Here is a 26365-nt window from a genome sequence, read left to right on the forward strand (position 1 = left end):
CGGCTCAAGCCGCACGCCAACGCCCGGCCACCGTGAGGTGGCCGGGCGTTTTGCTTCTATGGCTGTTCCGCCAGACGGTGTCGACCCACCCAGTCCACCGCAAACTGATAGGCGCAGCGTCCACTGCGCCCGCCGCGAAGTGTCGCGAAGCGAACTGCTGCCGTGTCGGCCTCATCTGTCCAGTCGCCCGCCTGCCCTAGCCGCGAGACCCAGTGGCGGCAGGTCTCCAGGTAGGTGTCACGATTGAAGGGATGAAAGGCCAACCACAGGCCGAAGCGGTCGGACAGCGAGATCTTTTCCTCCACCGCATCACCGTGATGCAGCTCCTCGCCGTCCGCGGTCAGCCGGCTCTCCAGATTGTCGCTCATATGCTCGGGCATCAGATGCCTGCGGTTGGAGGTCGCATAAATCAGCACGTTGTCGGGAGGCCCTGTCAGGGTGCCATCCAGCACGCTCTTCAGCGCCTTGTAGGCGTCATCCGAACCTTCGAAGGACAGATCATCGCAGTACACCACAAAGCGCTCGGGCTGGTGCCGTAGCTGCTCCACCAGTATCGGCAGCCCGGACAGATCGTGCCGGTCTACCTGGATCAAGCGCAGTCCCTCATCGGATAAGGTATTCAGCAAGGCGCGGACCATGGAAGACTTGCCGCTGCCACGGGAACCCCACAGCAACGCGTGATTGGCCGGGAGTCCCTGCAGAAACGCTCGTGTGTTGGCCACCAGTTCGCGTTTCTGGCGCTCGACGCCCACCAGGTCATCGAGCCCGAGGGCGTCCCTGGGGGGCACTGGCACCAGCTGGCCGCCGAGGGCATGACGCTGCCATAGCGCCGCCACATCACGGCGCCAGTCGACAGGCGTAGGTGGCTCAGGCAGCCAGGGGTCGACACGGTCGAGAAGGTTGAGCAAGCGCTGCGCTAGTTGGGTATCCATGGGGTGAGTGTCCTTGTCGCGTGTTAAAGCCGCCGGTCAGGGTCAGTGTCGCCTCGCGGAGACCCAGGTTGCACCACCTTTGCGGTTGACCCTTCCAGCAGTCCGGGTATCTTTGGCCAAACGCTTCTGATTCTACACGGGCAAGCGATGCCCGCTGTACCACGACAAGGAGACTCACCATGCGCTGGATGAAGGCTGTTGGCGCCTGCGCCATCATGGCGACCGTAGCTGCCTGTGCGACCTCACCGACGGGCCGCTCCCAGATGCTGTTGCTGGACGAGCAGCAGCTTAATCAGATGGGTGCCCAGGCCTTTGCCCAGTACCAGCAGCAGCTGCCTACCGTAGGCGGCAGCACCCTGGAGTACGTGCAGTGCGTGACGCGCAATGTGGTGCAGGCGCTGCCGGATGACCAGCGCAACCAGAACTGGCAGGTCAAGGTGTTCGAGTCGGAAGACGCCAATGCCTTCGCCTTGCCGGGTGGCTATGTAGGGGTCAACACCGGCCTGCTCGACGTCGCCACCAACCAGGACCAGCTGGCCACCGTGATCGGCCATGAAATTGGCCATGTGCTGGCTCATCATGCCAACGAGCGCGCCTCCACCGAGAGCGCGACGCAGCTGGGACTATCCGTGGTCGGCTCGGCGCTGGGCACCCAGGGAGTCACCGGCAGCGATCAGCTGATGGCCGCCATGGGCATGGGCGCCCAGTACGGCATCCTGCTGCCGTTCTCGCGCAGCCACGAAAGTGAGGCCGATACCATTGGCCTCGAGCTGATGGCCCAGGCCGGGTTCGACCCACGCGCCAGCGTCCAGCTGTGGCAGAACATGAGCGCTGCAGGGGGTGGCCAGCCGCCGGAATGGATGTCGACTCACCCGGCACATGGCAACCGCATCGCGGGTCTGGAAGCCGCCATGGGTGATGCCATGGCCCGCTACGAGCAGGCCCAGGCGAATGGCCTCAGGCCTAACTGCAAGGCACCCTGAGCCGTTCATCAAGGAGCGCCGTCGTCATGACCCTCAATCGCCTCGGACTGCTGTTGCTGGTCCTGCCCATCCTGCTACTGCTGGGGTTCTACTTCGCGGAATGGGGCGATATTCGCCAATGTGAGATGATCGACCAAGGACATTGGAACTATCTGACGGGTCAATGCAGCGAGAGCCCTTCACCCTTTGTACCGTGGATCGTCCGCAGCCCGTGGTTGGTCAACGGGGGTCTGTTGGTGTCGGTCATCGGCCTGGGCTGCTGCATGGTGGGGCTCTATCGGCGACGCCGCTAAGGCGCCAGTGCTGGTCTCTCATTACCGGGGCTCTATATCGGACGCGAATGCCGGGCGCCATGCCAGCCCCGTTGCCGGACCCGCTGCCCTGACCCTCTCCCCCGTACACCGCCCCCGTACACCGCCCCAGTCCAACACACAGCAGGCGCCCTGGTGGCGCCTGCTGTGTGTTGTGGATAGCGGCCATGACCACGATGGTCAGGCACCCGCCGATAACGCCTGTCGCAACGTCGACAGCACCGGCGCCGTCTCCGGAGCGACGCCTCGCCAACGGGCGAAGGACGCGGCGGCCTGCTCGACCAGCATGCCCAATCCATCGACACTGCGTGCACCACGCTCTGCTGCCCACGCCATGAACACGGTCGGCTCGGCGCCATACATCATGTCGTAGGCCAGCGCGCCCTCGGCGAAGAGATCGTCCGGCAGGGGTGGCAGCTCTCCCGAGAGGCTTGCGCTGGTGCCATTGATGACCAGATCGAAGGGTCCCGCCACACTGTCGAAGCCGCCCCCCCGGATAGTGCCAAGATCGGCAAAATCCTGCGCCAGGGCGCTCGCCTTGGCCGCGGTGCGGTTGGCTACGGTCAAGCCAGCAGGGTCATGGGCCAGCAACGGCGCCAATACCCCACGTACTGCGCCTCCAGCCCCCAGGACCAGGATATTGGCGCCCTGCAAGCGTGCGCCCTGACGCTTCAGATCCGCGACCAGGCCCACACCGTCCGTGGTATCCCCTTCCAGATTGCCGTCAGGCAGCAGACGAAGGGTGTTGACGGCTCCTGCGCGACGGGCCTGCTCGGTCAGCTGAGTGCACAGTCGATACGCTTCCTCCTTGAAGGGGACAGTGACATTGGCCCCCTGTCCCCCGGATGCCATGAACGTCTGCCAAGCGCCGGCAAAGTCATCCAGCGGCGCCTCGATGGCCACGTATTCGATGTTCTCACCTGTCTGGGCTGCAAAGGCCGCATGGATGGCCGGTGATTTGGAGTGACCGATGGGATGGCCGAACACACAATAGCGAGTCATTTCTGCTCCTGAGCAAACACTGCATCAATATCGCGACGGGAGGATCACCGCTCCGCCCACGGCGGGCGCCGGAAGCCGCTCACGGGGAAGCGCTGGTGGCCTGCTCTTGCTCTTCGGCCAGCCAGTCACGAGGGCGCAGGTAATCCTGCAAGGCCGCCTCGGCGCTTCCCTCTGCGGGTCGATAGTCGTATTCCCAGCGCGCCAGCGGCGGCATCGACATCAGAATCGACTCGGTGCGACCTCCGCTTTGCAAGCCAAACAGCGTGCCCCGATCCCATACCAGATTGAACTCGACATAGCGTCCGCGCCGATACAGCTGAAAGTCTCGCTGTTGCTGGCCCCAGGGCGTGTCGCGACGGCGTTCGACGATCGGCAGATAGGCCTCGAGAAAGCCATCTCCCACGGCTTGTTGAAACGCAAAACAGCGATCAAAGCCACCTTCATTGAGGTCATCGAAAAACAGACCGCCCACCCCTCGCGTCTCATCCCGATGCTTGAGGAAGAAGTAGTCGTCACACCAGCGCTTGTAGCGCGGATAGACATCCTCACCGAAAGGCTCGCAAAGGTCTCTGGCAACCCGGTGCCAATGGCAGGCGTCTTCGTGTTGGGGGTAGAACGGGGTCAGATCGAAGCCACCACCGAACCACCACACCGGCGCTTCGCCCTCGGCGGTGGCAATGAAGAAGCGCACGTTACCGTGGCTGGTCGGCACATGGGGGTTATGCGGGTGCAACACCCAGGATACGCCGATGGCCTGAAAGCCCCTACCCGCAAGTTCCGGCCTGGCGGCGGTGGCTGAGGGAGGCAGGGTTGTGCCGTGCACATGGGAAAAGTTGACGCCGCCCTTCTCGAATAGCGCACCGTCTTCGATAACCCTCGAGCGACCGCCGCCGCCTGCCTCGCGAACCCAGTCGTCCTCACGAAAGTGCGCTTGCCCATCGGCATGCTCCAGCGCCTCGCACAGGCGATCCTGAAGCTCCAGCAGATAGCGTTTGACCACGTCGAGATTTGGCTGTGTCACATCGACTCCGTCGTTGCTTGTCGAATGGGCGTTGTCGCGTCACGCCCCACCCCGGTCTTGTGCAAATACAAGGCTGCCGCGCCATCGTCAGTGGCGCAGCACCTCACCACTGACCAGGTCGCGAATGATACTGGGGCGCGGATTTCCCCCCAGGTCACCGGGCACCACTGCGTCGAGTTCATCGCCGAAGATCCGATGGATATCGGCTTCGCTCATGGCCGGAGGCTCTCCAGCGCGATTGGCAGAGGTCGATACCAGCGGCCCCCCGAAGGCGCGACACAGAGCCTGAACCCCAGGATGATCGCTGACCCGTAGCGCCACCTTGTCATGGCTTCCGCGCACCAGCGCCGGGGTGCGCCCGTTGTCGGGCACGAGCCAGGTGTTGGGCCCAGGCCAGGTGCCCAGCAACAGGGCTCGCTGTTCTGCTGATACGGCGGTCAGCCAGGCATCGAACTGAGCAATATCTGCCGCTACCAGGATGACCCCCTTGGCGGGGTCCCGCTGCTTGAGCGCGAGCAAACGCTTCAGCGCCTCGTCGTTGTCAGGATCGCAGCCCAGCCCCCACACGGCCTCGGTGGGGTAGGCAATCACACCACCACGGCGAAGCACGGCGGTGGCTGAGGTCAGAATGGAATCAGGGTCACTCATGGCATCGAAGTCCGAATCGGCACATCGTGATAAACGGGTTGGAGCCGCATACTAGCATGAGGCACCGGACGCGTCGCACTGCGCCCTGCTTCGCGAGCGGGCGATACTTGGCCTCTAGCTGCCTCCGCCCAGCCTGACCCACCCACCGGCCACCAAGCCAGCGTGTCCCTCTATCTCGAGCAAGGTCAACTCGCGCTGACAGGTGGCGACATCACATCCCGCCAGCCCCATCAGCACATCCACCGGCAATGGCCTGGCACTCAGCAGATCGAGCAGCGAGCGGGCAGCGGCGCCGGATGGCGCCTCACTCCCAGTCGAGGACACTGCCCCCTGACGCGGCCCCCAACTGGCCAGCTCCTCGAACAAGTCATCGGGGTGACGTATCAGGGCGGCTCCCTCACGAATCAGTCGCAGGCAGCCTCTTGCCTGAGGGGAGTGGATAGAGCCAGGTACCGCCAGCACTTCCCGCCCTTGCTCCCCGGCCAGGCGGGCACTGACCAGAGAGCCACTGTGCTCTGCGGCCTCGACCACCAGCACGCCACAGGACACCCCCGTCACAATCCGATTGCGCCGGGGAAAATCCCCGGAATGAGGCCTGCGTCCAGGGGCAGACTCGGCCAGCAACAGGCCACCGTCATCCCGCAGGCGCCGGTACAGTGAGCCATGTTGGCCGGGATAGACGACATCGACACCACCGGCCAGCACGGCAACGCTGCGCCCACCCACATCCAGAGCCGCGGCCTGAGCCGCGCCATCAATTCCCAGCGCCATACCACTGACCAGGCACCATCCCGCTTCCGCCAGGCTGATGGCGAAACTGCGTGCATTGACAAGCCCTTCCCGGGTAGGGCGCCGCGACCCCACCAGGGCCAGCCGCGGTGGGGTCAGCGCATCCAGATCCCCCAGCGCCCAGAGCACCACAGGGGGATCGGCAATCTGATCGAGCAAGGCCGGCCAGCGTGGATGCCCCGGATGCAGTAAATGACGCTGTTGCCCATGTGCCGCCCCCTGGGCCTGCCATTCCAGGGCCTCTTCGACAGGCGCCGTCAGCGGGCTGCGGCGTGGGTGCTCCAGCCACAGTCGCAGTGCCGCAGCAGCCATGGGGGGCAAGCCGGGCAACCAGCCTTCCGGCCAGGCAGGATTCAGGGAGCGTAACCGTGCCAGGCGCTTCGGTCCTACCTGAGGAAGCGCTTGCAATACCATCCAACGCTCGAAGTCGGAGTCCATGTCTACCCTCCCTGGGAAACATCGACGCATAGTCAGTGACGCTGTCGCGCCGGTTATTGTTATCGCTGTCGTTCTTGTTGATGTGCTTGCTGATGTTCTTGCTTTGCCGTTGTCGCCCACGCCGCCACTTCCGTCATGGCCGAAGGTGTGGCTGTCAGCGTGGACGTCGCTGGCGCTATCGGCGCTACTTTCGTCGTTGCTTATGTTTAGCCAGTGTAGAAGGCCCGCCACGCCGCAAAGCGATGGGCTTCGCCGCAACGCCACGCGGTATCAGGCGATGACGTTTTGAGCATGGTATAGTGGTCGCCTATCAAGCCCATAGACGACAGCGGCTACTGCAACTTGCAGCGCCCCCCTAAAATGGGCATCACGAACTGTACGAACAACGGTGGAACCACAGCATGGCCAGACTCCCCATTCTCGAGTTTCCAGACGAGCGGCTGCGCACCAAGGCGGTTGTCGTGGAGCACGTCGATGACGAAGTCCGCCAGCTGGTCGATGACATGCTGGAAACCATGTACGCAGCCCCTGGTATTGGTCTTGCCGCCACGCAGGTGGATGTGCACCGCAGGGTCATCGTGATCGATGTCAGCGAAGACCAGTCAACGCCGGTCGTACTGATCAATCCCGAGGTCACGCCGCTGGGCGACGAGCGCGAGCCGATGCAGGAAGGTTGCCTGTCCATCCCTGAGTACTACGCTGAAGTCCCGCGCGCCCTGCGCGTGCACTTGAAGGCGCTGGACCGTGATGGCAATCCCTACGAGCTCGAAGCCGACGGACTGCTGGCCCACTGCATCCAGCACGAACTCGACCATCTCGAGGGCGTACTCTTCGTCGATTACCTGTCGCCGCTCAAGCGCGACCGCGTGATGAAGAAGATGCAGAAGCGCCACCGTCAAATGCAAGGCGCCTGACCCCTACCTCTCCATCGCCATCAAGATGCAAGGCCGATAGCACTCCAAGTGCTATCGGCCTTCGTCGTTGCTCGCGTCTCCGTTACTATTGACTCCGCATTCTTCGGCCAAGGCCCTGAACATGACCCAAGCGCTGCGCGTGATCTTCGCTGGCACGCCTGACTTCGCTGCCGAGAGCCTCTCGGCGGTACTCGACAGTCACCATCAGGTGATTGCCGTCTACACTCAACCAGATCGACCTGCAGGACGCGGTCGCAAACTGACACCTAGCCCGGTGAAGTCACTGGCGTTGTCTCATGACATACCGGTATACCAGCCGGAGCGGCTCAAGGATGCTGAGGAGCAGCAAGCGCTGGCAGCCTTGGAGGCAGATGTCATGGTGGTGGTGGCCTACGGCTTGATCCTGCCGCTTCCCGTGCTCGAAGCCCCCCGCCTTGGATGTCTCAACGTGCATGCCTCACTACTGCCACGTTGGCGCGGCGCTGCACCGATCCAGCGAGCCATTGAAGCCGGCGACAGCGAAAGCGGTGTGACCATCATGCAGATGGACGAAGGCCTGGATACCGGCGACATGCTGATGATCCGCCGCACCGAGATCAGCAATACCACGACGGGTGGCGAGCTTCACGACCGTCTGGCCAGCCTGGGGGGCAAAGCCATTGTCGATGCCCTTGATCAGCTTGCCGCAGGCGAGCTGACGTCGACGCCCCAGCCGGATAGCGGCGTGACCTACGCCGCCAAGCTGAGCAAGGCCGAGGCAGAACTGGACTTTCGCCAGGATGCACAAACGCTCGCCGCGCGAGTGCGGGCGTTCAATCCGTGGCCTGTCACCTGGTGTGCCCTGGGCGATGACCGCCTGCGCATTCATCTGGCAGACGCCGTGGACAGCGCTGACGCGGCTACACCAGGCACCATCGTCAAGGCGGAAGGAGAGCTGCTGGTCGCCTGTGGTCAAGATGGCCGCGAGCGCCTGCGCATCACCCATGCCCAGCTGCCCGGTGGCAAGGCGCTGCCGATCAATGAGCTGCTACGTGCCCGAGCAGAGCGTTTCGCCGTAGGCGCCTGCCTGGGCCAGCCGCAAACGGAGGCCAGCGAATGAGCGATTCCCGCCCACGCCAGCACGGCCAGCGCAACGCTCGCCAGCGCAAGCCCGATCAGCAAAGCCGTGCCCACACCAATGCGCGCAGAGACATGGGTGACTGTGTTCGAGCTGCAGCAGCGAAGGCGCTGGTTCCGGTCATTACCGGCAAGGGCTCGCTGTCTTCTCTGGATGATCATCAGGTCGTGGCTCGCGACAGGGCGTTGTTCAAGGCGATGTGCTTTGGTGTCTGCCGGACGCTGCCCAGACTGGAAGCGCTGGCGGACCAGTTACTGGAAAAGCCCTTCAAGACTCGCGACGCCGACATTCAGGCGCTGCTGCTGCTCGGCATCTTCCAACTGCTGTACCTGCGCATTCCCGCCCATGCGGCGGTAGGCGAGACCGCAGGGGCCGCTCGCCTGCAGGGCAAGGCCTGGGCAACCCGCGTTCTTAACGGCTGCCTGCGCCGTCTGCAGCGCGAATCCTCAACACTGGAAGCAGAAGTCGACCGTGACCCTGCAGTGGCCTTGCTGCATCCGCGCTGGTGGCTCAAGGCGCTGCGCCAGGCGTGGCCTGACGACTGGCGCGATATCTGTGAGGCCAATAACCAGCCAGGCCCAATGACCCTGCGCGTCAACCGTCGCCACAACGACCGAGAGCAGTATCTGGACATCCTCGACGGTGCCGGGATCAGCGCACGTCTGTGTTCACACGCGCCTGACGGCTTGATCCTGGATGCCCCTCGCGATGTGGACAGCCTGCCAGGCTTCGCCGAGGGCCATGTCAGCGTCCAGGATGAAGCCGCCCAGCTGGCCGCTGTGCTGCTGGGCCCTGTCATCGCCCCTCGCCCCGGCGCGAGAGTCCTGGATGCCTGCTGTGCACCTGGCGGCAAGACCGCTCACCTGCTTGAGCTGTTCGACATTGATCTGCATGCCATCGACTCCGACGCTGCACGTCTTGCCCGTGTGGAAGACACCCTGACTCGCCTCGGACTCTCGGCCACCCTGGCCCAGGGCGATGGTACCCAGCGGGACTGGTGGGATGGCACGCTGTTCGATGCCATCTTGCTTGACGCTCCCTGCTCGGGCAGCGGAGTCATCCGCCGTCATCCCGACATCAAGCGCTTGCGCCGTGCCAGCGACATCCGCCAGTTGACCGAGTTGCAGCAGGCCTTGCTCGATAACCTGTGGCCGCTGCTCAAGCCCGGCGGCACCTTGTTGTACGCCACCTGCTCGGTCCTGCCGGAAGAGAATCGCGACCAGATTCGCGCCTTTCTTGAGCGCACTGAGGATGCCAGCGCCAACATGCCTTCCGACATTGCCTGGGGCCAGACATCAGGAGCCGGACGCCAACTGTTACCGAAGATCGACAGTCACGACGGTTTCTTCTATGCCAGACTGGTCAAGGCAACCCACTGAGCCACACGGCAGCAGGGTTGCTTGCCCGCCACCAGGCCGCTGTTGCCCAGGCGGGCGGTCCCACGACGTCTACCGCTACAGGGAGTATGTATGAGCCAACACGTGTACAAGCAGATCGAGTTGACCGGTTCGTCCGAGACAAGCATCGAAGACGCGGTCCAGCGCGCCATCACCAAGGCGTCTGAGACGGTGCATGACCTGCGCTGGTTCGAGGTGACCGAAACACGCGGGCACATCGAAAACGGCCGGGTCGCCCACTGGCAGGTGACGTTGAAGGTCGGCTTTACCCTGGACTGATCCAACGATCAGCTCTCCCCGGAGATGCCTGGGCTTGCATACTGACAGGCCTTCGGTGTTTCCTTTCGGCACAGGGCGGGAGACATCCCGCCCTGTTGGTCTGTTCAGGGCTCAGGTATGCTGGCCCTATGTTGCAGCGCACCATGCGCTCTCGACCTCTCTTCGGACACGACGATGAAGATCATCATTCTCGGCGCCGGCCAGGTTGGCGGCACCCTGGCGGAGCATCTGGCCCGCGAGGAGAACGACATCACGGTGGTAGACACCGACGGTGAGCGTCTGCGCGAGCTGCATACGCGGCTGGATATTCGCACGGTTTCCGGGGCGGCCTCCTACCCCATGGTGCTGCGTCAGGCAGGCTGTGAAGATGCCGACATGCTGATCGCCGTGACCAACTCCGATGAAGTCAACATGATCGCCTGTCAGGTGGCCCATACCCTGTTTCGCACACCGACCAAGATCGCCCGTGTGCGCGCCACGGCCTACCTCGCCCGCAAGGGCCTGTTTGCCCATGAGGCCGTCCCTATCGACGTGCTGATCAGTCCCGAGCAAGTCGTCACCGATCACATCCGGCGCCTGATCGAGCATCCTGGTGCCTTGCAGGTGCTGGAATTCGCCGGGGGCCTGGTCCAGCTGGTGGCGGTCAAGGCCTTCTACGGTGGCCCGCTGGTCGGCCAGGAGCTTGGCTTCCTGCGACGTCACATGCCCAGCGTCGACACACGCGTTGCCGCCATCTATCGCCGCAATCGCCCGATCATTCCCCGCGGCGACACGGTCATCGAAGCCGACGACGAGGTCTTCTTTATCGCCGCACGCCGTGATATCCGCGCCGTGATGAGTGAGTTGCGACGGCTCGACCGGGATTTCCGCCGCGTCGTGATCGCCGGTGGCGGCAACATCGGCGAGCGCCTGGCCGAACATCTCGAGCACAGCCACCAGGTCAAGATGATTGAACACAGCCTGGACCGCTGCACCCAGCTGTCAGAACGCCTTGACCGCACCGTGGTGCTGCACGGCAGTGCCACCAGCAAGCGGCTGCTGGAAGAAGAGAACATCGAAGACTGCGATATCTTCTGTGCGCTGACCAACGACGACGAGGTCAACATCATGTCGTCGATGCTGGCCAAGCGGATGGGGGCCAAGAAGGTTCTCACCCTGATCAACAACGCGGCCTACGTCGACCTGGTCCAGGGTGGCGAAATCGATATCGCCATCTCGCCTCAGCAGGCCACGATTGGCAGCCTCCTCACCCACGTTCGCCGCGGCGACATCGTCAACGTGCACTCGCTGCGCCGGGGTGCCGCGGAGGCCATCGAGGCGATTGCCCATGGCGACAGCCAGTCATCGCGAGTGGTGGGACGCGCCATCGGCGACATCGATCTCCCCGGGGGCTCGACCATCGGCGCCATCGTGCGCGGCAAGGAGGTCTTGATCGCCCATGACGACGTGGTAGTGGAAAGCGGCGACCATGTCATCCTGTTCGTGGTCGATAAACGCAAGATTCGTGACGTCGAGCGCCTGTTCCAGGTCGGGCTGACGTTCTTCTGATGCGCATGGCGTTACCTCGAGAGACGACCATCGAGTTACCACAAGGAGAGCCGCCGCATGAGTCCGTTCCCGACCGGGCTTGAGACGACGACCCGTTCACTGACATCTTCCCCTTGCGCTACTTTGCACAGGAGCCGGATGGCATGAGCCTGAGAATGATTCTGCGTATTCTCGGGCTGCTGCTGATGATGTTCAGCCTGACCATGGTGCCGCCCATCGCCATTTCGCTGCTGTTCGGCGATGGCACCTGGGACGCCTTTCTGATCGCCATTGCCATCACCGTGTTCACCGGTGCTGCGATGTTTCTGCCGAATCGACATGCTCGGCGGGAGCTGCGGACCCGTGACGGCTTCCTGATCGCCGCCATGTTCTGGACGGTACTGGGGCTGTTCGGTTCCCTGCCACTGATGCTGACGGGAAGCACGGCGCTGTCTTTTACTGATGCCGTTTTCGAATCCTTCTCTGGGCTGACGACCACGGGTGCGACGGTCATTACCGGCATCGACTTCCTGCCGGAGGCCATCCTCTACTATCGTCAGCAGCTGCAGTGGCTAGGCGGCATGGGCATCGTGGTCCTGGCGGTCGCCATTCTGCCGACCCTCGGCGTCGGCGGCATGGCGCTGTATCGCACGGAGATTCCGGGACCGCTCAAGGACTCCAAGCTGACCCCTCGGATCACCGAGACCGCCAAGGCACTGTGGTACATCTATGCCACCCTGACGCTAGCCTGCATGCTCGCCTACATGGCGGCGGGCATGGATTGGTTCGATGCGCTGGGCCATAGTTTTTCCACGGTCGCCATCGGTGGCTTCTCGACCCATGACGCCAGCATTGGCTACTTCGACAGCGCCTTGATCGAAGCGATCTGTGTGGTATTCATGCTGATCTCGGCGCTCAGCTTCAGCCTGCACTTCCTGGCCTGGCGCGAGCGCCGCATCAGCCACTACTGGGAAGACTCCGAGGCACGGTTTTTGCTGCTGTACCTGACCGGCCTGGCGGCTATCACCGTCATCGTGCTGTGGCTGACCGGCACCGAGGAGACCACGGTCGGCCTGCGCCACGGCATCTTTGAGGTGGTCTCGGTCGCGACCACGGCCGGATTCTCGGTGGCCGACTTTTCTGCCTGGCCAGGCGCCTTGCCGCTACTCCTGTTCATCGCCGCCTTTGTCGGCGCAAGCTCAGGCTCTACCGGTGGCGGCATGAAGGTCATTCGCATCATCCTGATCATCAAGCAGGGAATGCGCGAGATCATGCGCTTGATTCACCCCAACGCCGTGATCGCCGTCAAGATTGGCAAGGTCAGCGTGCCTGACGGCATTGCACAGGCGGTCTGGGGGTTCTTCTCGGCCTACGTCCTGCTGTTCTTCCTGATGCTGGTCGGGGTCATGGCCACCGGCGTTGACCAGGTCACGGCCTGGTCCACCGTAGGCTCCGCGCTCAACAACCTGGGCCCGGCGCTGGGTGAAGCCAGCCTGCACTACGGCGATATGCCGGCGATGGCCAAATGGATCCTGGTGATGGCCATGCTGATGGGACGCCTGGAGATCTTTACCGTACTGGTACTGTTCACACCCGCTTTCTGGCGCAAATAGTGCGGACTCCTGGGCCGCGTCGACGCTCAAGCGTGTCCGCCTGCCGACCTGCCCGCTTCAGCGTCGGCAGCCGTCCCCATCACCAGCAGGGCACGCTCGGCTCTGGACGATAGCGGCCATTCAGCCCGATGTATCAGGTAGAGGGTATCCGCCACCTCGGGCTGCCCCGTCACCACCCGAAGGGAGGCCTGCTGCTCAAACGCCTGACGGGCGAAGCGTGGCAGCACGGTAAAGCCCAGCCCCTCCGCTACCGGCGCCAGAATCAAGCCGATCTGATTGGTGAAGCCGCTGATTGGCCAGTGGGCATAGCCGGGGGAGCCCGGAAAGCGTCGGCTCAACAGTCGAGACGCCAGCGCCTTGCCATCCGGATGGTCGATGAACCCCAGCGACATCAGGTCATCCCAGCGCTCTACCTTTGCGGCGGCAGGCACGATCAGCTCCAGCGGTTCCGTCGCAAACTCGCTGACGGTCAGCCTCGGGTCATCGGGACACTCGATGACCAGCCCCATCTCTACCCGCGCCGCCAACACCGCGTCGATGATGTCCTGGGTCGGCCCGAAGCGATGTCGAATGCACAGGCCAGGCGAGCGCTTCTGCAGCTCCAGCAGCCGGGGATACAGCGCCAGGCCGATGCTCCCCGGCGTCATCAGACTTATCTCGCCATGATCATCGCGATCCCCGGCCAGACGCAGCTTAAGCCGCTGGTCCACCTCCGCACGCTCCCCCAGATAGTCGACCAGGGCGTGCCCCGCCGGGGTCAGTTCGAGCTGCCGCGGCCGTCGGATGAACAGCGCCCCTAGCTCGGCTTCAAGTTTCTGTACATGCTGACTGACGGCCGCCTGGGTGAGCTCCAGTTGATCGGCAGCCCTGGTGAAGCTTCCCTGTTCGACCAGGGCATGAAAAGAACGTAGCCAGAGCGGATTAAGCATAAGCATCTATTATCACCACCATAAGCGGCACACTATTTTCATTATAGCCATCACCGCCCAGACTGTGTGCATTCACTCCACAGCAAGAGGCAACGAGACATGAGCTCATCCCATCAGGACCGCCCCAACTATCCACGCAGCTTCTCCCATATCGGCATCTCGGTACCGGACGTCGAGGCGGCCGTGGCGTTCTACACCGAGGTCCTGGGCTGGTACCAGATCATGGCCCCCACCACCATCGAGGAAGACGACTCCGCCATTGGCGAGATGTGCACCGATGTCTTCGGGCCTGGCTGGGGCAGCTTCCGCATCGCGCACCTGTCCACGGGTGATCGCGTCGGTGTCGAACTCTTCGAGTTTGCCAACCATGAAGATCCCGAGAACAATTTCGAATACTGGAAAACCGGCGTCTTCCATTTCTGCGTGCAAGATCCGGACGTGGAAGGGCTGGCGGAGCGCATCGTCGCCGCCGGCGGCAAGAAGCGCATGCCCAAGGTCCGTGAATACTATCCCGGGGAAAAGCCCTACCGGATGATCTACATGGAAGACCCCTTCGGCAACATCCTCGAGATCTACTCCCACAGCTATGAATTGACCTACTCGGCCGGCGCCTATCAGGACGAGAGCAACGCGTGACATGGTGATCGACAGGCCTGGGATGGGTACCCTCAAGCCCCTCCTTGCGTCACGAATCATGACAATAGCGTGATTTGCCGACGGACAGGGCAGGCCATGTTTGGCCTGCCCTGCTGGTTCATGGATAATCGATCCTTCACATTCTTCAGGCCTCGAGGCCCATGAGCGAGATCGACGACACCGTACTGGCCGAGCGGCCGGAGACCCAAGGCGGCCCACGCCGCGATATCACCGTTGGCGAGACCACCTTCACCTTGCTCGGTACCGCCCACGTCAGCGCCGAAAGCGCCGACGAGGTTCGCTCGCTGATCGATTCAGGCGACTTCGATGCCGTGGCTATCGAACTCTGCGATGCCAGACACAGCAACCTGGCCAACCCTGACGCCCTGGCGGAACAGGATCTGTTCCAGATCTTTCGCCAGGGCAAGGCCGGGATGGTAGCGGCGAACCTGGCGCTCGGGGCATTCCAGCAACGTATCGCAGAACAGTCAGGCATCGAGCCGGGGGCCGAGATGCGTGCCGCCCTGGAGGCCAGCCAGCGCCACCAGCTCCCGCTGTTGCTGATCGATCGCGACGTGGGCCTGACGCTGAAAAGGATCTACCAGAATGTTCCCTGGTGGCAGCGTTTTAGCTTGATGTCCGGGCTACTGGGCAGCGTGCTGTCCCGCCAGGAAGTGTCGGCAGAGGAAGTGGAGCGCCTCAAGCAGGGTGACGTGCTGGAGTCGACCTTCAGTGAGTTTGCCGCTGAATCCGAAACCCTGTTCACCCCGCTGATCAGCGAGCGTGATCGTTACATGGTCATGCGCCTGGCCCAGCAATGCCCGCCAGGCAAGTTCCGGCGAGTGCTGGTGGTGATAGGCGCGGGTCACCTCAAGGGCATGGCGGAGCACCTCGAGGGCCCTCCCTCTCAGGCTCCAGACGAGGAAATCGCCGCGCTGGAGGCCACGCGTCCCGCCTCCAAGGTGTGGAAGATGGTGCCCTGGATCATCACCGCACTGGTCCTCACGGGCTTCGCCATCGGCTTCTCGCGCAACACCGAGCTTGGCTGGCAGCTGGTGGCAGAGTGGTTCATCATCAACGGTGCGCTGTCGGGCATCGCCACCCTGTTCGCCCTGGCGCATCCCGTCACGGTCATCGCCACCGTCTTTGCCGCGCCGCTGACCTCGCTTAACCCGACCATCGGCGCAGGCTTCGTCGCTGCAGGCGTGGAGCTGGCCATGCGCAAGCCCAAGGTGCGTGACTTCTCCACGCTGCGCCACGATGTGACCGAGGTGAAGGGCTGGTGGAGGAACCGTGTGTCCCGCACGCTACTGGTCTTCCTGACCGCCACGCTCGGGTCCGCTGCGGGCACCTGGATCGCCGGTTTCCGGATCGCCGGCAGCCTGTTCGGCTAAGCGGACCATCGATCGCATCCACCTCGCCGTCGCTGACGCGGCGGGGTGGAAGGCGCCTGTCACCCGCTAAGCGTTGCTCTGGACCATCCTGCGTTCCCGCCCCCTCCACCGCTCCGCCGAGGCAATCGTCAGCTCTGCTGCCGCCCGCTCACTCGTAATCTCATGTTTTCCTCCAGCGCCGATGTCTCGGTGCGGCTGCAGATCCAGTCATGCACCAAACGACCTCGATGGTAGGTTTCCTGCACCGCGCCACTCATGCCTTCTGCAGGAGCCGAGATCGCCTGGCGATAGGCTCTGACGACGCCTGCAGGCAAGCCAGCCGCCCATGCGCCAAGTACTGGCGACGACGCCTCCTGGCGATCCAGTAACTGATGAAACTCCTGCATGGGCAGACGCAATGCCGGCAGGGCAGCGTCCAGCAGGCCGCATATCGTCCGAAAGCCATCTAGCTCCTGGCGCTCCCTGTCGGGGTCAAGGTATTCCAGCCGAGTTGCCAGATCCTCGAGAGACTCCATCAAGATGCGACACCCGGGGTCCACGGCCAGCAAATTGACCCGGGGCGTCCCCTCTCTGACCTCCGCCAACCGCTGCAAGAACGCATCGGCGCCGTGGTTGACCAGGATCCTGCCCAGGGCCAGGCGCAGGTAGTGGAAGAACTGGCCCGGCCCCTCAGAGCGGTCCCGCTGATAGCGCGCCAGAGCCCAGTCCAGCATGCCGCCTAGACTCCAGCGTCGCACTACCCCGTGGCGGCAGAAGCAGCGCTCGTTGAGCGCAGTGGGTCGCTGGCCTTGGCGCCGCTGAAAGGTATCTTTCAATTGGGTCATCAAACCTGCGGGATCTATCAAACCCCGTTCCACGATGGCCTCGAGCCGGGCCAGGGTCTGCGCGATGGCATCGGCGGCATCGACCAGGTAGGCGGCCGGGTGACGGCTTCGATGGGTCAGTCCCAGCGCCCCACGCATGGCCGTTTCGATAGCGGCCTCACTACGGTAGCTGTTGCCCGTAAAAGGCCCAGACAGGGCCTGCTCGGGCCATGGTTCATGCCGTCCTAGCAATGTTGCGCTCTGCGTATGGGTCAGGCTGATACCTTCCAGGGTCACAATGCTGCGCAAGGCCTGGGCACGTGCATCAAAGCGGCATAGCTCCGCCAGCACCGCGTGCCCCTCCTTCTTGTCGACGGACAGCCCCCCTGCCGTCATTCCTCCAAACTCCGGCAGGTGGCTGTCGAACCAGCCACACACGGCAAGCTCTCCCGCCTGACCGAAGGGAGGACGACCGACATCGCAAAGCAGGCAGCCAACGTCGACCAGACAGCCGAGCGCAGTGTCGAGTCCTGTCAGTTCGTGCCTGGCGGGCTCCTGCTCAGTCAGCTCTTTTTCTGCCAGTTCGTGCCTGGCCAGTTCGTGCTTAGCCAGGTTGCCGTGGAGCTTGCGATAAATCAGGTGGACGATACGGCGACCCACTTGCTGACGTTCAAGCGCCAGCGACAGCAACCGTCGATCGCTGTCCTGGGCCAGGATTCCCCCCTGCTGCGGGAGCAACTGCAGTCGACGAACGCTGGCGCTATGAATGACCCGAGAACGATCCTTGTCGAGACGACGCTCGAGCAAAGGAAGCGACAGATCGACCTCCTGTGCATCATACGGCCAGCCACCTAGCCGTTGATCATCGGGCTGTGGCCGACAGGAAAGAAAACGCTGGTGTAGGTGCATGGGGCTCCCCGCGCGTCATCGCGCTCATTATCGTAGTTGTGTCAAAAAGAGAGCCTGTCGCAGAAAAAGTGCAGGCGAACTAAGACATTTACGACAATGAGTGCCCGATTTGCGGGAATAATGATGTAGCTGATCAGCGATTCATCTGCCTAAAACTTCGCATCAGCACATAACGACCGAGTGCTAGCGCCCCTCAGTTGATGAGGATGGTGCCTGCTGAGCTCTCCTCAGCGCTGCCAGCCTTGTCATCGAGGGGGTGGGCGTCTCGATCTTGGTGTAGTGACGACTGGCCGCATAGCTGTCATTGAACACATCAAAGTAGTCGTCGAGCACCTGAGCCGCCGCCACGTCACCGCTTTGCCGCAGCAACTCGGCTGCCACTTCTGCCGTGCACAGGTGTGCCTGGGAGGCCGGCTTGCGCAGCTGATAGCGGGTCAGGCGATCGGTGCGAAGGGGTAACACGGGAAGGTGTTCCAGGTAGGGGCTCTTGCGAAAGATCCGACGTGCCTGGCGCCAGGTGCCGTCCAGTAGAATCAGCACGGGAATGCGCCCGTCTTCCACCTGGGTGACGGCCTCTACCTCTACCACGCGATCCGCGTAGTCAGGCTGGTCGTCAGGAAAGACCACGAAGGGCGCGTAGCGCGGATCAGCGAGCAGGGCCAGCAGGGTGTCATCTGGCGCCGTGCGATACCAGGTGAAGACGCGAGTCGTGGCCAGCACGTCAGCAATCAGCCGTCCGGTGTTGGTGGGCTTGTGATGTTCCAGCGGATGCGTCATCAACCACACCTGCACCCGGCTGTCGGCCTTGGCTTGATAGGGACAGAGGCAGTTGAGTTCCGGCAGATTGCAGCCTTCACAGCGGGTCACGAAGCTGCCGCGCGCCTTGAACTCGCGACGCGGAGGGCGGGGGTGGCCAGTGGCAGGATCGACCGCGGCAGACTCGGCGCCATCGCTCATGGGCGCAGCATCACGTTCGGCGTCGAGCGAGGCGGCAGGGAAAGCATCACAACGGGAATCACACATGGCAAGGAGGGTGCTGAGGCAAAGGGCGCCCAATCTACCACGCCAGACGGAACACGTCAGTCACGCTGCCAGCACCGCGTACCCGCCACGACCGTCGACATCGCTATCAGGCGTTACCTGATGGCGGCACGAACAGGCGCCCCTCACGCTGCCAGTGGCGGGTAAGCGCAGGCACCCCTTCCCCGGCAGGCATCACCCAGCGGGTCACCCCGGCGGGCACCTGCAGACCAGGGTCTGGATCCACCAGCACGCACTGTGCGTCCAGCGGCAGCTCATGGATCAGGGCAGCGGCAGGCATCACCGCCAACGAGGTCCCTACCACCAGCAGCAGATCCGCGTCGGCCACTAGCTCGCAAGCCTCCTGATAGGCGGGAACCGCCTCACCAAACCAGACCACGTCAGGTCGCAGCTGGCTGCCTCGATCGCAGACGTCCCCCATGGCGATGTTGCGCCGTCCAAGGGGGTAGCGCATGCGCTCATCGACGGAGGAACGTGCGACCATGATCTCACCGTGCAAGTGCAGCACCTGGCGCGAACCGGCCCGCTCATGCAGATCATCGATGTTCTGGGTCACGATGCTGACATCGAACCCCAGGGCCTCAAGATTGGCCAACGCACGATGGGCCGCGTTGGGGCGCGCATCCCGCACCTGCTCACGCCGAGCATCGTAGAAACTGAGCACTCGCTGAGGATTTTTCGCCCATCCTTCAGGCGTCGCCACGTCCTCGATCGGATGATTGGCCCACAGGCCATCTGCTGCCCGAAAGGTCTCGATGCCGCTCTCGGCACTGATGCCAGCGCCGGTCAGCACTACCAGGTGAGGAGATTTGGCCATGCAGGCGCTCCGTGACAGATTGCAGTGATCTTCGCGCCGCCGTTCGCGATCAGTAGGTCAAGCCCCCGGGGTCCGAGGCGAAGCGCTGCTTGTTGCGATAGGGATAGACATCGATCACGTGTCCATCGGTGATCGCACGCTGCAGGCTTTTCCAGTAATCGGCGTCGAACAACTCCGGGTGCAGCTCGTAGAACAGCTTGCGCAAGTGAACGTTGGCGAACAGGAAGGGCCCGAATTCCTCGGGGAAAATATCATTGGGGCCAACCGAGTACCAGGGTTCGTCAGCCAGCTCCTGCTCGGGGTACAAGGGCTCTGGAATATGCCGGAAGTTGCACTCGGTGAGGTAGCTCACCTCATCGTAGTCATAGAAGATGACCCGACCATGCCGGGTGACGCCGAAGTTCTTGAGCAGCATATCGCCTGGAAAGATGTTGGCCGCCGCCATCTGCTTGATGGCATTGCCGTAATCTTTCAGTACCGCGCGGGTTTCCGCCTCATCACACTGTTCCAGATAGAGATTGAGCGGGGTCATCATGCGCTCGGTGTAACAGTGCTTGATGATGACCTTGTCATCCTTGAGATACACCGTGGAGGGTGCCACTTCCAGCAAGTGTTCCAGGCACTCCGGGTCAAAGTGATCCTTGCGCGACACCAGATAGGAAAATTCCTGGGTATCGGCCATGCGCCCTACCCGATCATGGCGTTTGACCAGCCCATACTTGTCGCGCACGTTGTCCCGACTCATCGCCTTGGACGGATCGAAGCGGTCCTTGATGATCTTGAACACGGTGCGATGGGACGGCAGCACGAACACCGCCATGACCATGCCACGCACCCCTGGCGCGATGATGAACTTGTCCTCGCGGCGAGCAATCTGCTGATTCAGCGCGCGGAAGAACTCCGTCTTGCCATGCTTGAAGAAGCCAATCGCAGCGTACAGTTCACTGATGGGCTTGTCCGGCATCAGCATGTGCAAATAGGCGACGAACTCTCTGGGTACCGTCGCATCGACCTGAAAATAGACGCGGGTGAAGGAAAAGATGATCGAGACCTCGTCGGGCTCGATCAACACCGTGTCCAGATGCAGCCCCTTGCCCTCTTCATGCAACACGGGCAACACCAGCGGCACCTGCTGATCTCCGCGATGCAGGCGTCCAACCAGGTACGCCCCCTTGTTGCGGTAGAACACGCTCTTGAGCAGTTCGATCTCGACTCCGTGGCCGTCACGCAACCCCTCGGGCAGGTGATCGACCAGGAAATCCCGGGCCAGATGCCCGCAATGATCGAGGTCGATAAACGGAAGTCCCAGCTGCGCGCCCTCCAACGCCTGGTGGATGGCCTGCGCCCAGTTGCCGTCGACGGCGATGCGTCGACACAGATCGATGCCGGAGTGATGACTGGCGGCGTCCCGGGAGGAATTCACGAACATCCAGTCGTCGCGAATATGACGATGATGGAAGATCGAGCAGAACTGGGAATTGAAGTAGGTTTCCGCCAGCTCGTAGTCGAGGCGCTGGCTGATCAGCTCGATGTAGTGCCCCTTGGCTTCTCGCCAGCACTCGCAGTGGCTCAGGGTATCTTCATCAAAGGTCCGCCTCAGACGCTCCAGGGTCTCGTCGACCTTGGCCTGATACAGGTTGATCCGCTCGGCGGAGGCTTGCTGCGCCTCGCGCCAGGCAGCGTCGCAAAAGCGCCGATTGGCGTCCAGGGTGATCTGCTTGAAGCGCGAACGGTACTCATCGAAGCCATGCAGGATGGTGGCAGCGATGCGATAGGCAGGGGACAGTTTCATCTCGGCACTCCCGGCGGACGTCGACTCAGAATGACGGTCCCCGCCGGTCTCGGCGAGACGACCAATGTCGACTGTCATGTTGCCCCGCAACATGACCAGCGCCAACCCCACTGTCCTAACCAGCACATTGATGACGTCAACGCTTGGCGCGGGCGTCCCACATCGCCTATTTGCGCCAGAACATCGGAGTCAACAACACCAGCACCGTCAGAATTTCCAGGCGCCCCATCAGCATGCCCACACATAACAGCCACTTGGCCGCATCGGGCAGGGTCGAGAAATTTCCGGCAGGGCCAATGATGTCGCCAAGCCCCGGCCCCACATTGGTGACCGCCGTGGCTGCCCCGGTCAGCGCCGTCACCAGGTCCAGCCCCAAAAGGCCCAGCGCCAGTGCCAGACCGGCAATGGTCAGGAAGAAGAAGAACGAGAAGGCGACGACGCCTCGACTGATCTCGTCCGATAGCGGGACGCCGTTATAGCGCGATACGAACACGCCATGGGTATGGATCAGAAAACGCAGCTGGCTCAGCAACATCTTGATAGCCACCTGAAAGCGGAAGATCTTCATGCCACCGCTGGTAGACCCACTGCAGCCGCCCACGAAGGTCAGATAGAAGAACGCCATCGCCGCAAAGGGGCCCCACTGACTGTAGTCATCGCTGGCATAGCCCGTGGTGGTCACCACTGACACCACATTGAAAGCAGTGTGCGTCAGCGCCATGAATCCCGGCTCGCCACGCCATACCCGGTAGAGGGTGAGCGCCACAATGACGACCACTAACAGCCACAGCAGACCGCGTACCTGCTCGTCACGCCACAGCGCCAACGGTGCGCCTCTCAGGCAGCGGATATACAGCACGAACGGCAAGGCGCCGAGCAGCATGAACAGCGTAGCCAGCCACAATAGATGAGGCTGATCGGCATAGGCCCCGAAAGAAGCATCCGAGTTGGCAAAACCGCCGGTCGACGCTGAGGTCATGGCATGGACCACCGCGTCCAGTGGGGTCATGCCACCGATGGCATAGGCCAGCGTTGCCGCCAGGGTACCGAAGACGTAGATGCCAAGGGTGGCCTTGGCGATTCCGCCGGTACGCGGCATCACCTTGTCCGACCAGTCAGACGACTCCGTCTGGAACAGGCGCATCCCGCCGACCTTGAGGAAAGGAAGGATAGCGATACCCATGACGATGATGCCGATGCCCCCGAGCCACTGCATCAGGCCACGCCATAGCTTGAGGCCATCGGATAGCCCATCGATATCCGTGAGGATGGTCGAGCCGGTGGTCGTGATCGCGGACACCGACTCGAATACCGCATTGGTCAGCGTCAGGTGGGGCGCCCCCAGCACCAGTGGAAGGCTGGCGAAGCCACTGATACTGAGCCAGCTCAGGGTGGTCAGCACGAACATCTGCCGGGTCTTGAGCTCCACCGGGATGCGCCAGGTCAACCACCAGCACACCAGCACCGTTGCCAGTACCGTCAACAGCGAGCGGGCGAAGGCGGGAGCATCACTGTCGCCCTCCCATAGCAGTACCCCCCATGGCAGCAGCATGAACAGCGCCAACACCAGCCACAGCACCGACAGCACCTTGAGCACAGGTGCCCAATCCAGCCACCAGCGCAGCATCCCAGTCCCTCGGGCCATAGTGGTTCTCTCACTGATTGTCGGCGCTCATCATAGACCAACGGCGCACCCGGAAAAGCCCCTTCTGCTCACACCCTGATGTGATCACGGATGACAGAACGGCACGACATGGCGACAATAGCGCGCCTTGAGTTCGCATTCACGCCATAGGTACCCCCACGATGTCTCTGCCCCTGCCCATTCTTTACCAGGACAACGACCTTGTGGCGGTGCACAAGCCTTCAGGGCTGCTGGTTCATCGCAGCCCCCTGGCCCGAGGAGAAACCGAGTTCCTGCTGCAACGGCTGCGCGATCAGCTGGGGCAACGGGTCTACCCGGTGCACCGACTCGACAGACCGACCTCAGGAGTGATGGTGTTTGCCCTGTCACCTGAGATGGCCGCGCCGTTGAGCCAAGCCTTCAGCGAGCGCCACGTCGACAAGCGTTATCTGGCAGTGGTGAGGGGCATCGGGCCCGATCATGAGCGCATTGATCGAGCGCTGCGGGAAGAAGATGGAACACGCCCCAAGGCCGACATGCCGGCCATGCCCGCCATCACCGAGGTGCGACGGCTCGACAGCGTGGAGCTGCCGGTGCGAATCGATCGCTACCCCCAGGCCCGCTATTCACTGATGGAAGCCACACCAATGAGCGGCCGACGCCACCAGATCCGCCGACACCTCTCTGGCATCGGCTACCCCATCATTGGCGACGCCAAGCACGGCAAGGGCAACCATAACCGCTTCTTTCGTGACCAACTGGACTGCGATCGCCTGCTGCTGGCCGCCGTGAGCCTGGCATTCGAGCACCCCCGTGAACGCCACCGGCTTCACCTCTGCTGCCCACTGGATGACACCATGACTCGTCTGTTCGATCGCTTTGGCTGGCGCGCTCACCTTCCTCGGCCCGGCGCTGACCTGACGCCGCCAACGACCCACCGAGATCCCCCATGAGTAACGATATATCCCACCAGGACAACGACTACGACTTGCGCTTCGGGGGCATCCGCCGCCTGTATGGAGCGACCGCCGTCCAACGCCTCGCCCACGCCCACGTGGTGGTGGTCGGAGTGGGAGGCGTCGGCAGCTGGGCGGTGGAGGCGCTGGCGCGAAGTGGTATCGGCAAGTTGACCTTGATCGACCTCGATGACGTCTGCGTGTCCAACATCAATCGTCAACTGCACGCACTGGACGGCACCATCGGTCGTCCCAAGGTGGAGGTACTGGCCGAGCGCTGCCGAGCCATTCACCCCGGTATCGAGGTAGTGACCGATGTGGCCTTCGCCACGCCCACCAATCTCGCCGAGCGCATTCCTGCCGATGCCGATCACCTGATCGACGCCATCGACAGCGTGGTGGCTAAGGCCGCGTTGATCGCATGGTGCAAGCGCCGCAAGCTGCCCCTGACGGTGACCGGCGCCGCCGGTGGCCAGACCGACCCTACGCGAATCAAGGTCGCCGACCTGACCCGCACGGAACACGACCCGCTGCTGGCCAAGGTTCGCTCACGCTTGCGCCGAGACCATGGGTTCTCGCGCAACCCCAAGCGACGCTTCAGCGTCGAGTGCGTCTACTCCGACGAACAGCTGGTCTATCCCGGACAGGACGGCGAGGTCTGTCACACCAAACCTGGTGCCGGTGAGGCCACTCGACTGGATTGTGAAGGCGGTTTCGGCGCCGCCACCTTTGTCACCGGCAGCTTCGGCTTTGTCGCCGCTTCCCGTGCGCTGGCCAGACTCACCCGGGTCAACTGAGCAAGCGCCTTGCCACACCGCTAGACACCTTACGGGCCAGCCACGCCACGGGCCTCACGAAAAAGCCCAGCCCGAAGGGAGTCCGGCGTCCATCATGTCAGGAGACGACCATGACACCCCTTTCCCATCCTCCGGTACCCGGCATCTATCGCCACTACAAGGGCGCGCTTTACGAGGTCTGCGGCGTCGCCCAGCACAGCGAGAACGAGGAGGCGCTGGTGGTCTACCGCGCGCTGTATGGCGACTACGGCCTGTGGGTACGTCCGCTGGAGATGTTCTGCGAAACCGTCCAGGTCGACGGGGAGAACCGACCGCGATTTGCCCTCGAGAAGGCATTTTGAACGGCGGCAAGGCGTTTTTTAACGCCGTATCACCAAGCGCAGGCACTTTTCGTGCAAGCCCTAGGCGGTAAAGCCGCCATCGACGGTATATTGCGATCCCGTCACAAAGGCGGCCTCATCGGAAAGCAGGAACGCCACGACATTGGCCACTTCCTCCGACGTTCCGATACGCCCGATGGGATGCAGCGCAGCGAGCGAGTGATATTCTTCACGGCTCAACGCATCAAGCAGCGGCGTGTCGATGTAGCCGGGATGCACGGAGTTGATGCGAACGCCCTGGGCGGAATACTGAAGTGCTGCACTTTTGGTCAACCCCGATACCGCATGCTTTGCCGCGGCATACGGCACATAGTTAGGCGTACCCAAGAGGCCCAGGACGGACGCTGTATTCACAATGGCCCCACCGCCACCCGCAACAATGGCGGGAATCTGGAATTTCAGGCCATAGAAAACCGCATCAAGGTTGATATCGATGAGCTGCTTGTACGCCTCGATATCGACGTCGTGCAATGGCCCTTGCGGGCCGATGATGCCGGCATTGTTGAACGCTAGCTGCAAAGCCCCGAATTCTTCGACGGCAAACGCCACCGCGGCCTCATTCACGGCGGGTAACGTGAAGTCTCCGCCGAATGCGACCGCCTTGCCACCCGCTGCAGCAATCTCGTCCACTACCGCCAGAGCAGCTTGCTCGTGCAGATCTGCGACGATCACCGCCGCGCCTTCGGCGGCTAACTTGACGGCTGTCGCCTTCCCGATCCCGGAGGCCGCGCCAGTGAGCAGTGCTGTCTTTCCCTCGAACCGAATCGACATGAGTCTTCTCCCTTCTGCACGGGACATGCGTGCGTACGCAGCAGGCGTACATCGCACAGCCTCGTAGCCTCTCAGTGCTCGGGTTGCTGCGCATGAAGCAGATTAGCAGACGGCCAGCCGCGCGCTGGCCTCAAGGTATCGCTCAGGCAGGCCGATAACCGGCTTGATCATGGCCAAACGCTGGACGCGGCTCGCCGCATGGGCCCTCGCGAAGTGGCAACGCGCTTCACCGCCACCATGGCGACCTCCCGATAGAGCACAGTTATCTCCATCAGGCGCACGTGTGCGGCAGTGCCTTCGAAGAGTAGGACTGCGAGTTCCCGCGTCCACTGGCTCACCAGAAAAGGCCGATCCCAGTGCGCGCCAAGCGTGACCTAGGTGCTACGCCCTGGGCCCTGGACTCACCGCTATGTGGGTGACGTGCCCTAGTCCTGATCAAGGGTCTTCTGATCAGCCTGATCGAGGGGTAGCTCCTGCTCCCATTTCCGGGTCGACGTCACAAGCGAAAGGGGAGGCCAGTGGCCTCCCCTTTTTTGACATTCTGG

25 protein-coding genes are annotated in these 26365 nt (G+C 62.8%); 13 read left to right on the plus strand and 12 right to left on the minus strand.

What is annotated here, in order from left to right:
- Positions 1-56: 56 nt before the first annotated feature.
- On the minus strand, positions 57-932 hold the full coding sequence (locus tag JF545_RS09590) for an ATP-binding protein (RefSeq protein ID WP_206941589.1): 876 nt from the start codon (positions 930-932) through the stop codon (positions 57-59).
- Positions 933-1111: 179 nt separating this feature from the next.
- On the opposite strand from JF545_RS09590, the gene JF545_RS09595 reads away from it, so the two are divergent.
- Positions 1112-1915: a M48 family metallopeptidase gene (locus JF545_RS09595; protein ID WP_206941590.1), complete on the plus strand. Its 804-nt coding sequence runs from the start codon at positions 1112-1114 to the stop codon at positions 1913-1915.
- 26 nt (positions 1916-1941) lie between these two features.
- Positions 1942-2208, plus strand: coding sequence for a hypothetical protein (locus JF545_RS09600; protein ID WP_206941592.1), 267 nt, complete (start codon positions 1942-1944; stop codon positions 2206-2208).
- A gap of 198 nt (positions 2209-2406) precedes the next feature.
- Here the strand turns inward: JF545_RS09600 and aroE are convergent, their stop codons facing one another.
- From aroE to dprA, 4 genes are all read right to left on the minus strand, one after another.
- Complete coding sequence (gene aroE, locus JF545_RS09605; protein WP_206941594.1) at positions 2407-3228, minus strand: shikimate dehydrogenase; 822 nt, start codon at positions 3226-3228, stop codon at positions 2407-2409.
- A gap of 79 nt (positions 3229-3307) precedes the next feature.
- Positions 3308-4249: an oxygen-dependent coproporphyrinogen oxidase gene (hemF, locus tag JF545_RS09610; RefSeq protein ID WP_206941596.1), complete on the minus strand. Its 942-nt coding sequence runs from the start codon at positions 4247-4249 to the stop codon at positions 3308-3310.
- An 87-nt stretch (positions 4250-4336) separates the two neighbouring features.
- A complete protein-coding gene (locus tag JF545_RS09615; protein WP_206941601.1) occupies positions 4337-4897 on the minus strand; it encodes an L-threonylcarbamoyladenylate synthase in 561 nt (186 codons plus the stop codon).
- A gap of 114 nt (positions 4898-5011) precedes the next feature.
- Positions 5012-6124 (minus strand): DNA-processing protein DprA, encoded by a 1113-nt coding sequence (gene dprA / locus JF545_RS09620; RefSeq protein WP_206941609.1) that lies wholly within the window; start codon positions 6122-6124, stop codon positions 5012-5014.
- Positions 6125-6525: 401 nt separating this feature from the next.
- Between dprA and def the strand changes: the two genes are divergently transcribed.
- From def to JF545_RS09650, 6 genes are all read left to right on the plus strand, one after another.
- On the plus strand, positions 6526-7038 hold the full coding sequence (def, locus tag JF545_RS09625; protein WP_206941611.1) for a peptide deformylase: 513 nt from the start codon (positions 6526-6528) through the stop codon (positions 7036-7038).
- Positions 7039-7159: 121 nt separating this feature from the next.
- Positions 7160-8137 (plus strand): methionyl-tRNA formyltransferase, encoded by a 978-nt coding sequence (fmt, locus tag JF545_RS09630; protein WP_206941613.1) that lies wholly within the window; start codon positions 7160-7162, stop codon positions 8135-8137.
- 92 nt (positions 8138-8229) lie between these two features.
- On the plus strand, positions 8230-9534 hold the full coding sequence (rsmB, locus tag JF545_RS09635; protein ID WP_206941814.1) for a 16S rRNA (cytosine(967)-C(5))-methyltransferase RsmB: 1305 nt from the start codon (positions 8230-8232) through the stop codon (positions 9532-9534).
- A 90-nt stretch (positions 9535-9624) separates the two neighbouring features.
- The gene (locus JF545_RS09640; RefSeq protein ID WP_206941615.1) at positions 9625-9831 is read left to right on the plus strand and encodes a dodecin; all 207 of its coding nucleotides are present in this window, start codon (positions 9625-9627) and stop codon (positions 9829-9831) included.
- Between the two features lie 174 nt (positions 9832-10005).
- Positions 10006-11379, plus strand: a complete 1374-nt coding sequence (gene trkA / locus JF545_RS09645) for a Trk system potassium transporter TrkA (protein WP_206941617.1) — start codon at positions 10006-10008, stop codon at positions 11377-11379.
- 143 nt (positions 11380-11522) lie between these two features.
- A complete protein-coding gene (locus JF545_RS09650) occupies positions 11523-12971 on the plus strand; it encodes a TrkH family potassium uptake protein (protein ID WP_206941618.1) in 1449 nt (482 codons plus the stop codon).
- Positions 12972-12997: 26 nt separating this feature from the next.
- On the opposite strand, the gene JF545_RS09655 is transcribed toward JF545_RS09650, so the two are convergent.
- Positions 12998-13906, minus strand: coding sequence for a LysR family transcriptional regulator (locus JF545_RS09655; RefSeq protein WP_277987376.1), 909 nt, complete (start codon positions 13904-13906; stop codon positions 12998-13000).
- A 93-nt stretch (positions 13907-13999) separates the two neighbouring features.
- On the opposite strand from JF545_RS09655, the gene JF545_RS09660 reads away from it, so the two are divergent.
- Together JF545_RS09660 and JF545_RS09665 are read left to right on the plus strand one after the other, a co-directional pair.
- Positions 14000-14536, plus strand: a complete 537-nt coding sequence (locus JF545_RS09660) for a lactoylglutathione lyase family protein (RefSeq protein WP_206941620.1) — start codon at positions 14000-14002, stop codon at positions 14534-14536.
- Positions 14537-14697: 161 nt separating this feature from the next.
- Complete coding sequence (locus JF545_RS09665; protein ID WP_206941622.1) at positions 14698-15930, plus strand: TraB/GumN family protein; 1233 nt, start codon at positions 14698-14700, stop codon at positions 15928-15930.
- Positions 15931-16058: 128 nt separating this feature from the next.
- On the opposite strand, the gene JF545_RS09670 is transcribed toward JF545_RS09665, so the two are convergent.
- The 5 genes from JF545_RS09670 to JF545_RS09690 form a co-directional block, all read right to left on the minus strand.
- Positions 16059-17642 carry a hypothetical protein gene (locus tag JF545_RS09670; RefSeq protein WP_206941623.1) on the minus strand — a complete coding sequence of 528 codons (1584 nt, stop codon included), beginning with the start codon at positions 17640-17642 and terminating at the stop codon, positions 16059-16061.
- A gap of 183 nt (positions 17643-17825) precedes the next feature.
- Complete coding sequence (locus JF545_RS09675) at positions 17826-18599, minus strand: tRNA-uridine aminocarboxypropyltransferase (RefSeq protein ID WP_206941817.1); 774 nt, start codon at positions 18597-18599, stop codon at positions 17826-17828.
- Between the two features lie 172 nt (positions 18600-18771).
- Positions 18772-19500, minus strand: coding sequence for an SIR2 family NAD-dependent protein deacylase (locus JF545_RS09680; protein ID WP_206941625.1), 729 nt, complete (start codon positions 19498-19500; stop codon positions 18772-18774).
- Positions 19501-19549: 49 nt separating this feature from the next.
- Entirely contained in the window at positions 19550-21292 is a 1743-nt protein-coding gene (gene aceK, locus JF545_RS09685) for a bifunctional isocitrate dehydrogenase kinase/phosphatase (protein ID WP_206941627.1), read from the minus strand.
- A 166-nt stretch (positions 21293-21458) separates the two neighbouring features.
- Positions 21459-22937 carry a TrkH family potassium uptake protein gene (locus tag JF545_RS09690; protein ID WP_206941629.1) on the minus strand — a complete coding sequence of 493 codons (1479 nt, stop codon included), beginning with the start codon at positions 22935-22937 and terminating at the stop codon, positions 21459-21461.
- A 161-nt stretch (positions 22938-23098) separates the two neighbouring features.
- On the opposite strand from JF545_RS09690, the gene JF545_RS09695 reads away from it, so the two are divergent.
- From JF545_RS09695 to JF545_RS09705, 3 genes are all read left to right on the plus strand, one after another.
- Positions 23099-23869 carry a pseudouridine synthase gene (locus tag JF545_RS09695; protein ID WP_206941631.1) on the plus strand — a complete coding sequence of 257 codons (771 nt, stop codon included), beginning with the start codon at positions 23099-23101 and terminating at the stop codon, positions 23867-23869.
- Complete coding sequence (gene tcdA, locus JF545_RS09700; RefSeq protein WP_206941632.1) at positions 23866-24669, plus strand: tRNA cyclic N6-threonylcarbamoyladenosine(37) synthase TcdA; 804 nt, start codon at positions 23866-23868, stop codon at positions 24667-24669. The genes JF545_RS09695 and tcdA overlap by 4 nt, the downstream gene beginning before the upstream one ends.
- A 110-nt stretch (positions 24670-24779) precedes the next feature.
- Entirely contained in the window at positions 24780-25010 is a 231-nt protein-coding gene (locus JF545_RS09705) for a DUF1653 domain-containing protein (RefSeq protein ID WP_206941634.1), read from the plus strand.
- A gap of 60 nt (positions 25011-25070) precedes the next feature.
- On the opposite strand, the gene JF545_RS09710 is transcribed toward JF545_RS09705, so the two are convergent.
- Positions 25071-25820, minus strand: coding sequence for an SDR family NAD(P)-dependent oxidoreductase (locus tag JF545_RS09710; protein WP_206941636.1), 750 nt, complete (start codon positions 25818-25820; stop codon positions 25071-25073).
- Positions 25821-26365 lie beyond the last annotated feature (545 nt).

The organism is Halomonas litopenaei (assembly GCF_017303055.1).
Classification (GTDB): Bacteria; Pseudomonadota; Gammaproteobacteria; order Pseudomonadales; family Halomonadaceae; genus Halomonas; species Halomonas litopenaei_A.

Excerpts from the sequence above, each read along its gene's own strand:
- JF545_RS09680 (WP_206941625.1), bottom strand. The coding sequence starts at position 19,500 with ATGGCCAAATCTCCTCACCTGGTAGTGCTGACCGGCGCTGGCATCAGT.
- JF545_RS09640 (WP_206941615.1), top strand. The coding sequence starts at position 9,625 with ATGAGCCAACACGTGTACAAGCAGATCGAGTTGACCGGTTCGTCCGAG.
- JF545_RS09710 (WP_206941636.1), bottom strand. The coding sequence starts at position 25,820 with ATGTCGATTCGGTTCGAGGGAAAGACAGCACTGCTCACTGGCGCGGCC.
- rsmB (WP_206941814.1), top strand. The coding sequence starts at position 8,230 with ATGGGTGACTGTGTTCGAGCTGCAGCAGCGAAGGCGCTGGTTCCGGTC.
- JF545_RS09670 (WP_206941623.1), bottom strand. The coding sequence starts at position 17,642 with ATGCACCTACACCAGCGTTTTCTTTCCTGTCGGCCACAGCCCGATGAT.
- JF545_RS09615 (WP_206941601.1), bottom strand. The coding sequence starts at position 4,897 with ATGAGTGACCCTGATTCCATTCTGACCTCAGCCACCGCCGTGCTTCGC.
- JF545_RS09590 (WP_206941589.1), bottom strand. The coding sequence starts at position 932 with ATGGATACCCAACTAGCGCAGCGCTTGCTCAACCTTCTCGACCGTGTC.
- JF545_RS09600 (WP_206941592.1), top strand. The coding sequence starts at position 1,942 with ATGACCCTCAATCGCCTCGGACTGCTGTTGCTGGTCCTGCCCATCCTG.
- JF545_RS09665 (WP_206941622.1), top strand. The coding sequence starts at position 14,698 with ATGAGCGAGATCGACGACACCGTACTGGCCGAGCGGCCGGAGACCCAA.
- aroE (WP_206941594.1), bottom strand. The coding sequence starts at position 3,228 with ATGACTCGCTATTGTGTGTTCGGCCATCCCATCGGTCACTCCAAATCA.
- tcdA (WP_206941632.1), top strand. The coding sequence starts at position 23,866 with ATGAGTAACGATATATCCCACCAGGACAACGACTACGACTTGCGCTTC.
- fmt (WP_206941613.1), top strand. The coding sequence starts at position 7,160 with ATGACCCAAGCGCTGCGCGTGATCTTCGCTGGCACGCCTGACTTCGCT.
- JF545_RS09595 (WP_206941590.1), top strand. The coding sequence starts at position 1,112 with ATGCGCTGGATGAAGGCTGTTGGCGCCTGCGCCATCATGGCGACCGTA.
- dprA (WP_206941609.1), bottom strand. The coding sequence starts at position 6,124 with ATGGACTCCGACTTCGAGCGTTGGATGGTATTGCAAGCGCTTCCTCAG.
- JF545_RS09650 (WP_206941618.1), top strand. The coding sequence starts at position 11,523 with ATGAGCCTGAGAATGATTCTGCGTATTCTCGGGCTGCTGCTGATGATG.
- JF545_RS09705 (WP_206941634.1), top strand. The coding sequence starts at position 24,780 with ATGACACCCCTTTCCCATCCTCCGGTACCCGGCATCTATCGCCACTAC.
- trkA (WP_206941617.1), top strand. The coding sequence starts at position 10,006 with ATGAAGATCATCATTCTCGGCGCCGGCCAGGTTGGCGGCACCCTGGCG.
- JF545_RS09675 (WP_206941817.1), bottom strand. The coding sequence starts at position 18,599 with ATGAGCGATGGCGCCGAGTCTGCCGCGGTCGATCCTGCCACTGGCCAC.
- JF545_RS09690 (WP_206941629.1), bottom strand. The coding sequence starts at position 22,937 with ATGGCCCGAGGGACTGGGATGCTGCGCTGGTGGCTGGATTGGGCACCT.
- JF545_RS09660 (WP_206941620.1), top strand. The coding sequence starts at position 14,000 with ATGAGCTCATCCCATCAGGACCGCCCCAACTATCCACGCAGCTTCTCC.
- JF545_RS09695 (WP_206941631.1), top strand. The coding sequence starts at position 23,099 with ATGTCTCTGCCCCTGCCCATTCTTTACCAGGACAACGACCTTGTGGCG.
- def (WP_206941611.1), top strand. The coding sequence starts at position 6,526 with ATGGCCAGACTCCCCATTCTCGAGTTTCCAGACGAGCGGCTGCGCACC.
- JF545_RS09655 (WP_277987376.1), bottom strand. The coding sequence starts at position 13,906 with ATGCTTATGCTTAATCCGCTCTGGCTACGTTCTTTTCATGCCCTGGTC.
- aceK (WP_206941627.1), bottom strand. The coding sequence starts at position 21,292 with ATGAAACTGTCCCCTGCCTATCGCATCGCTGCCACCATCCTGCATGGC.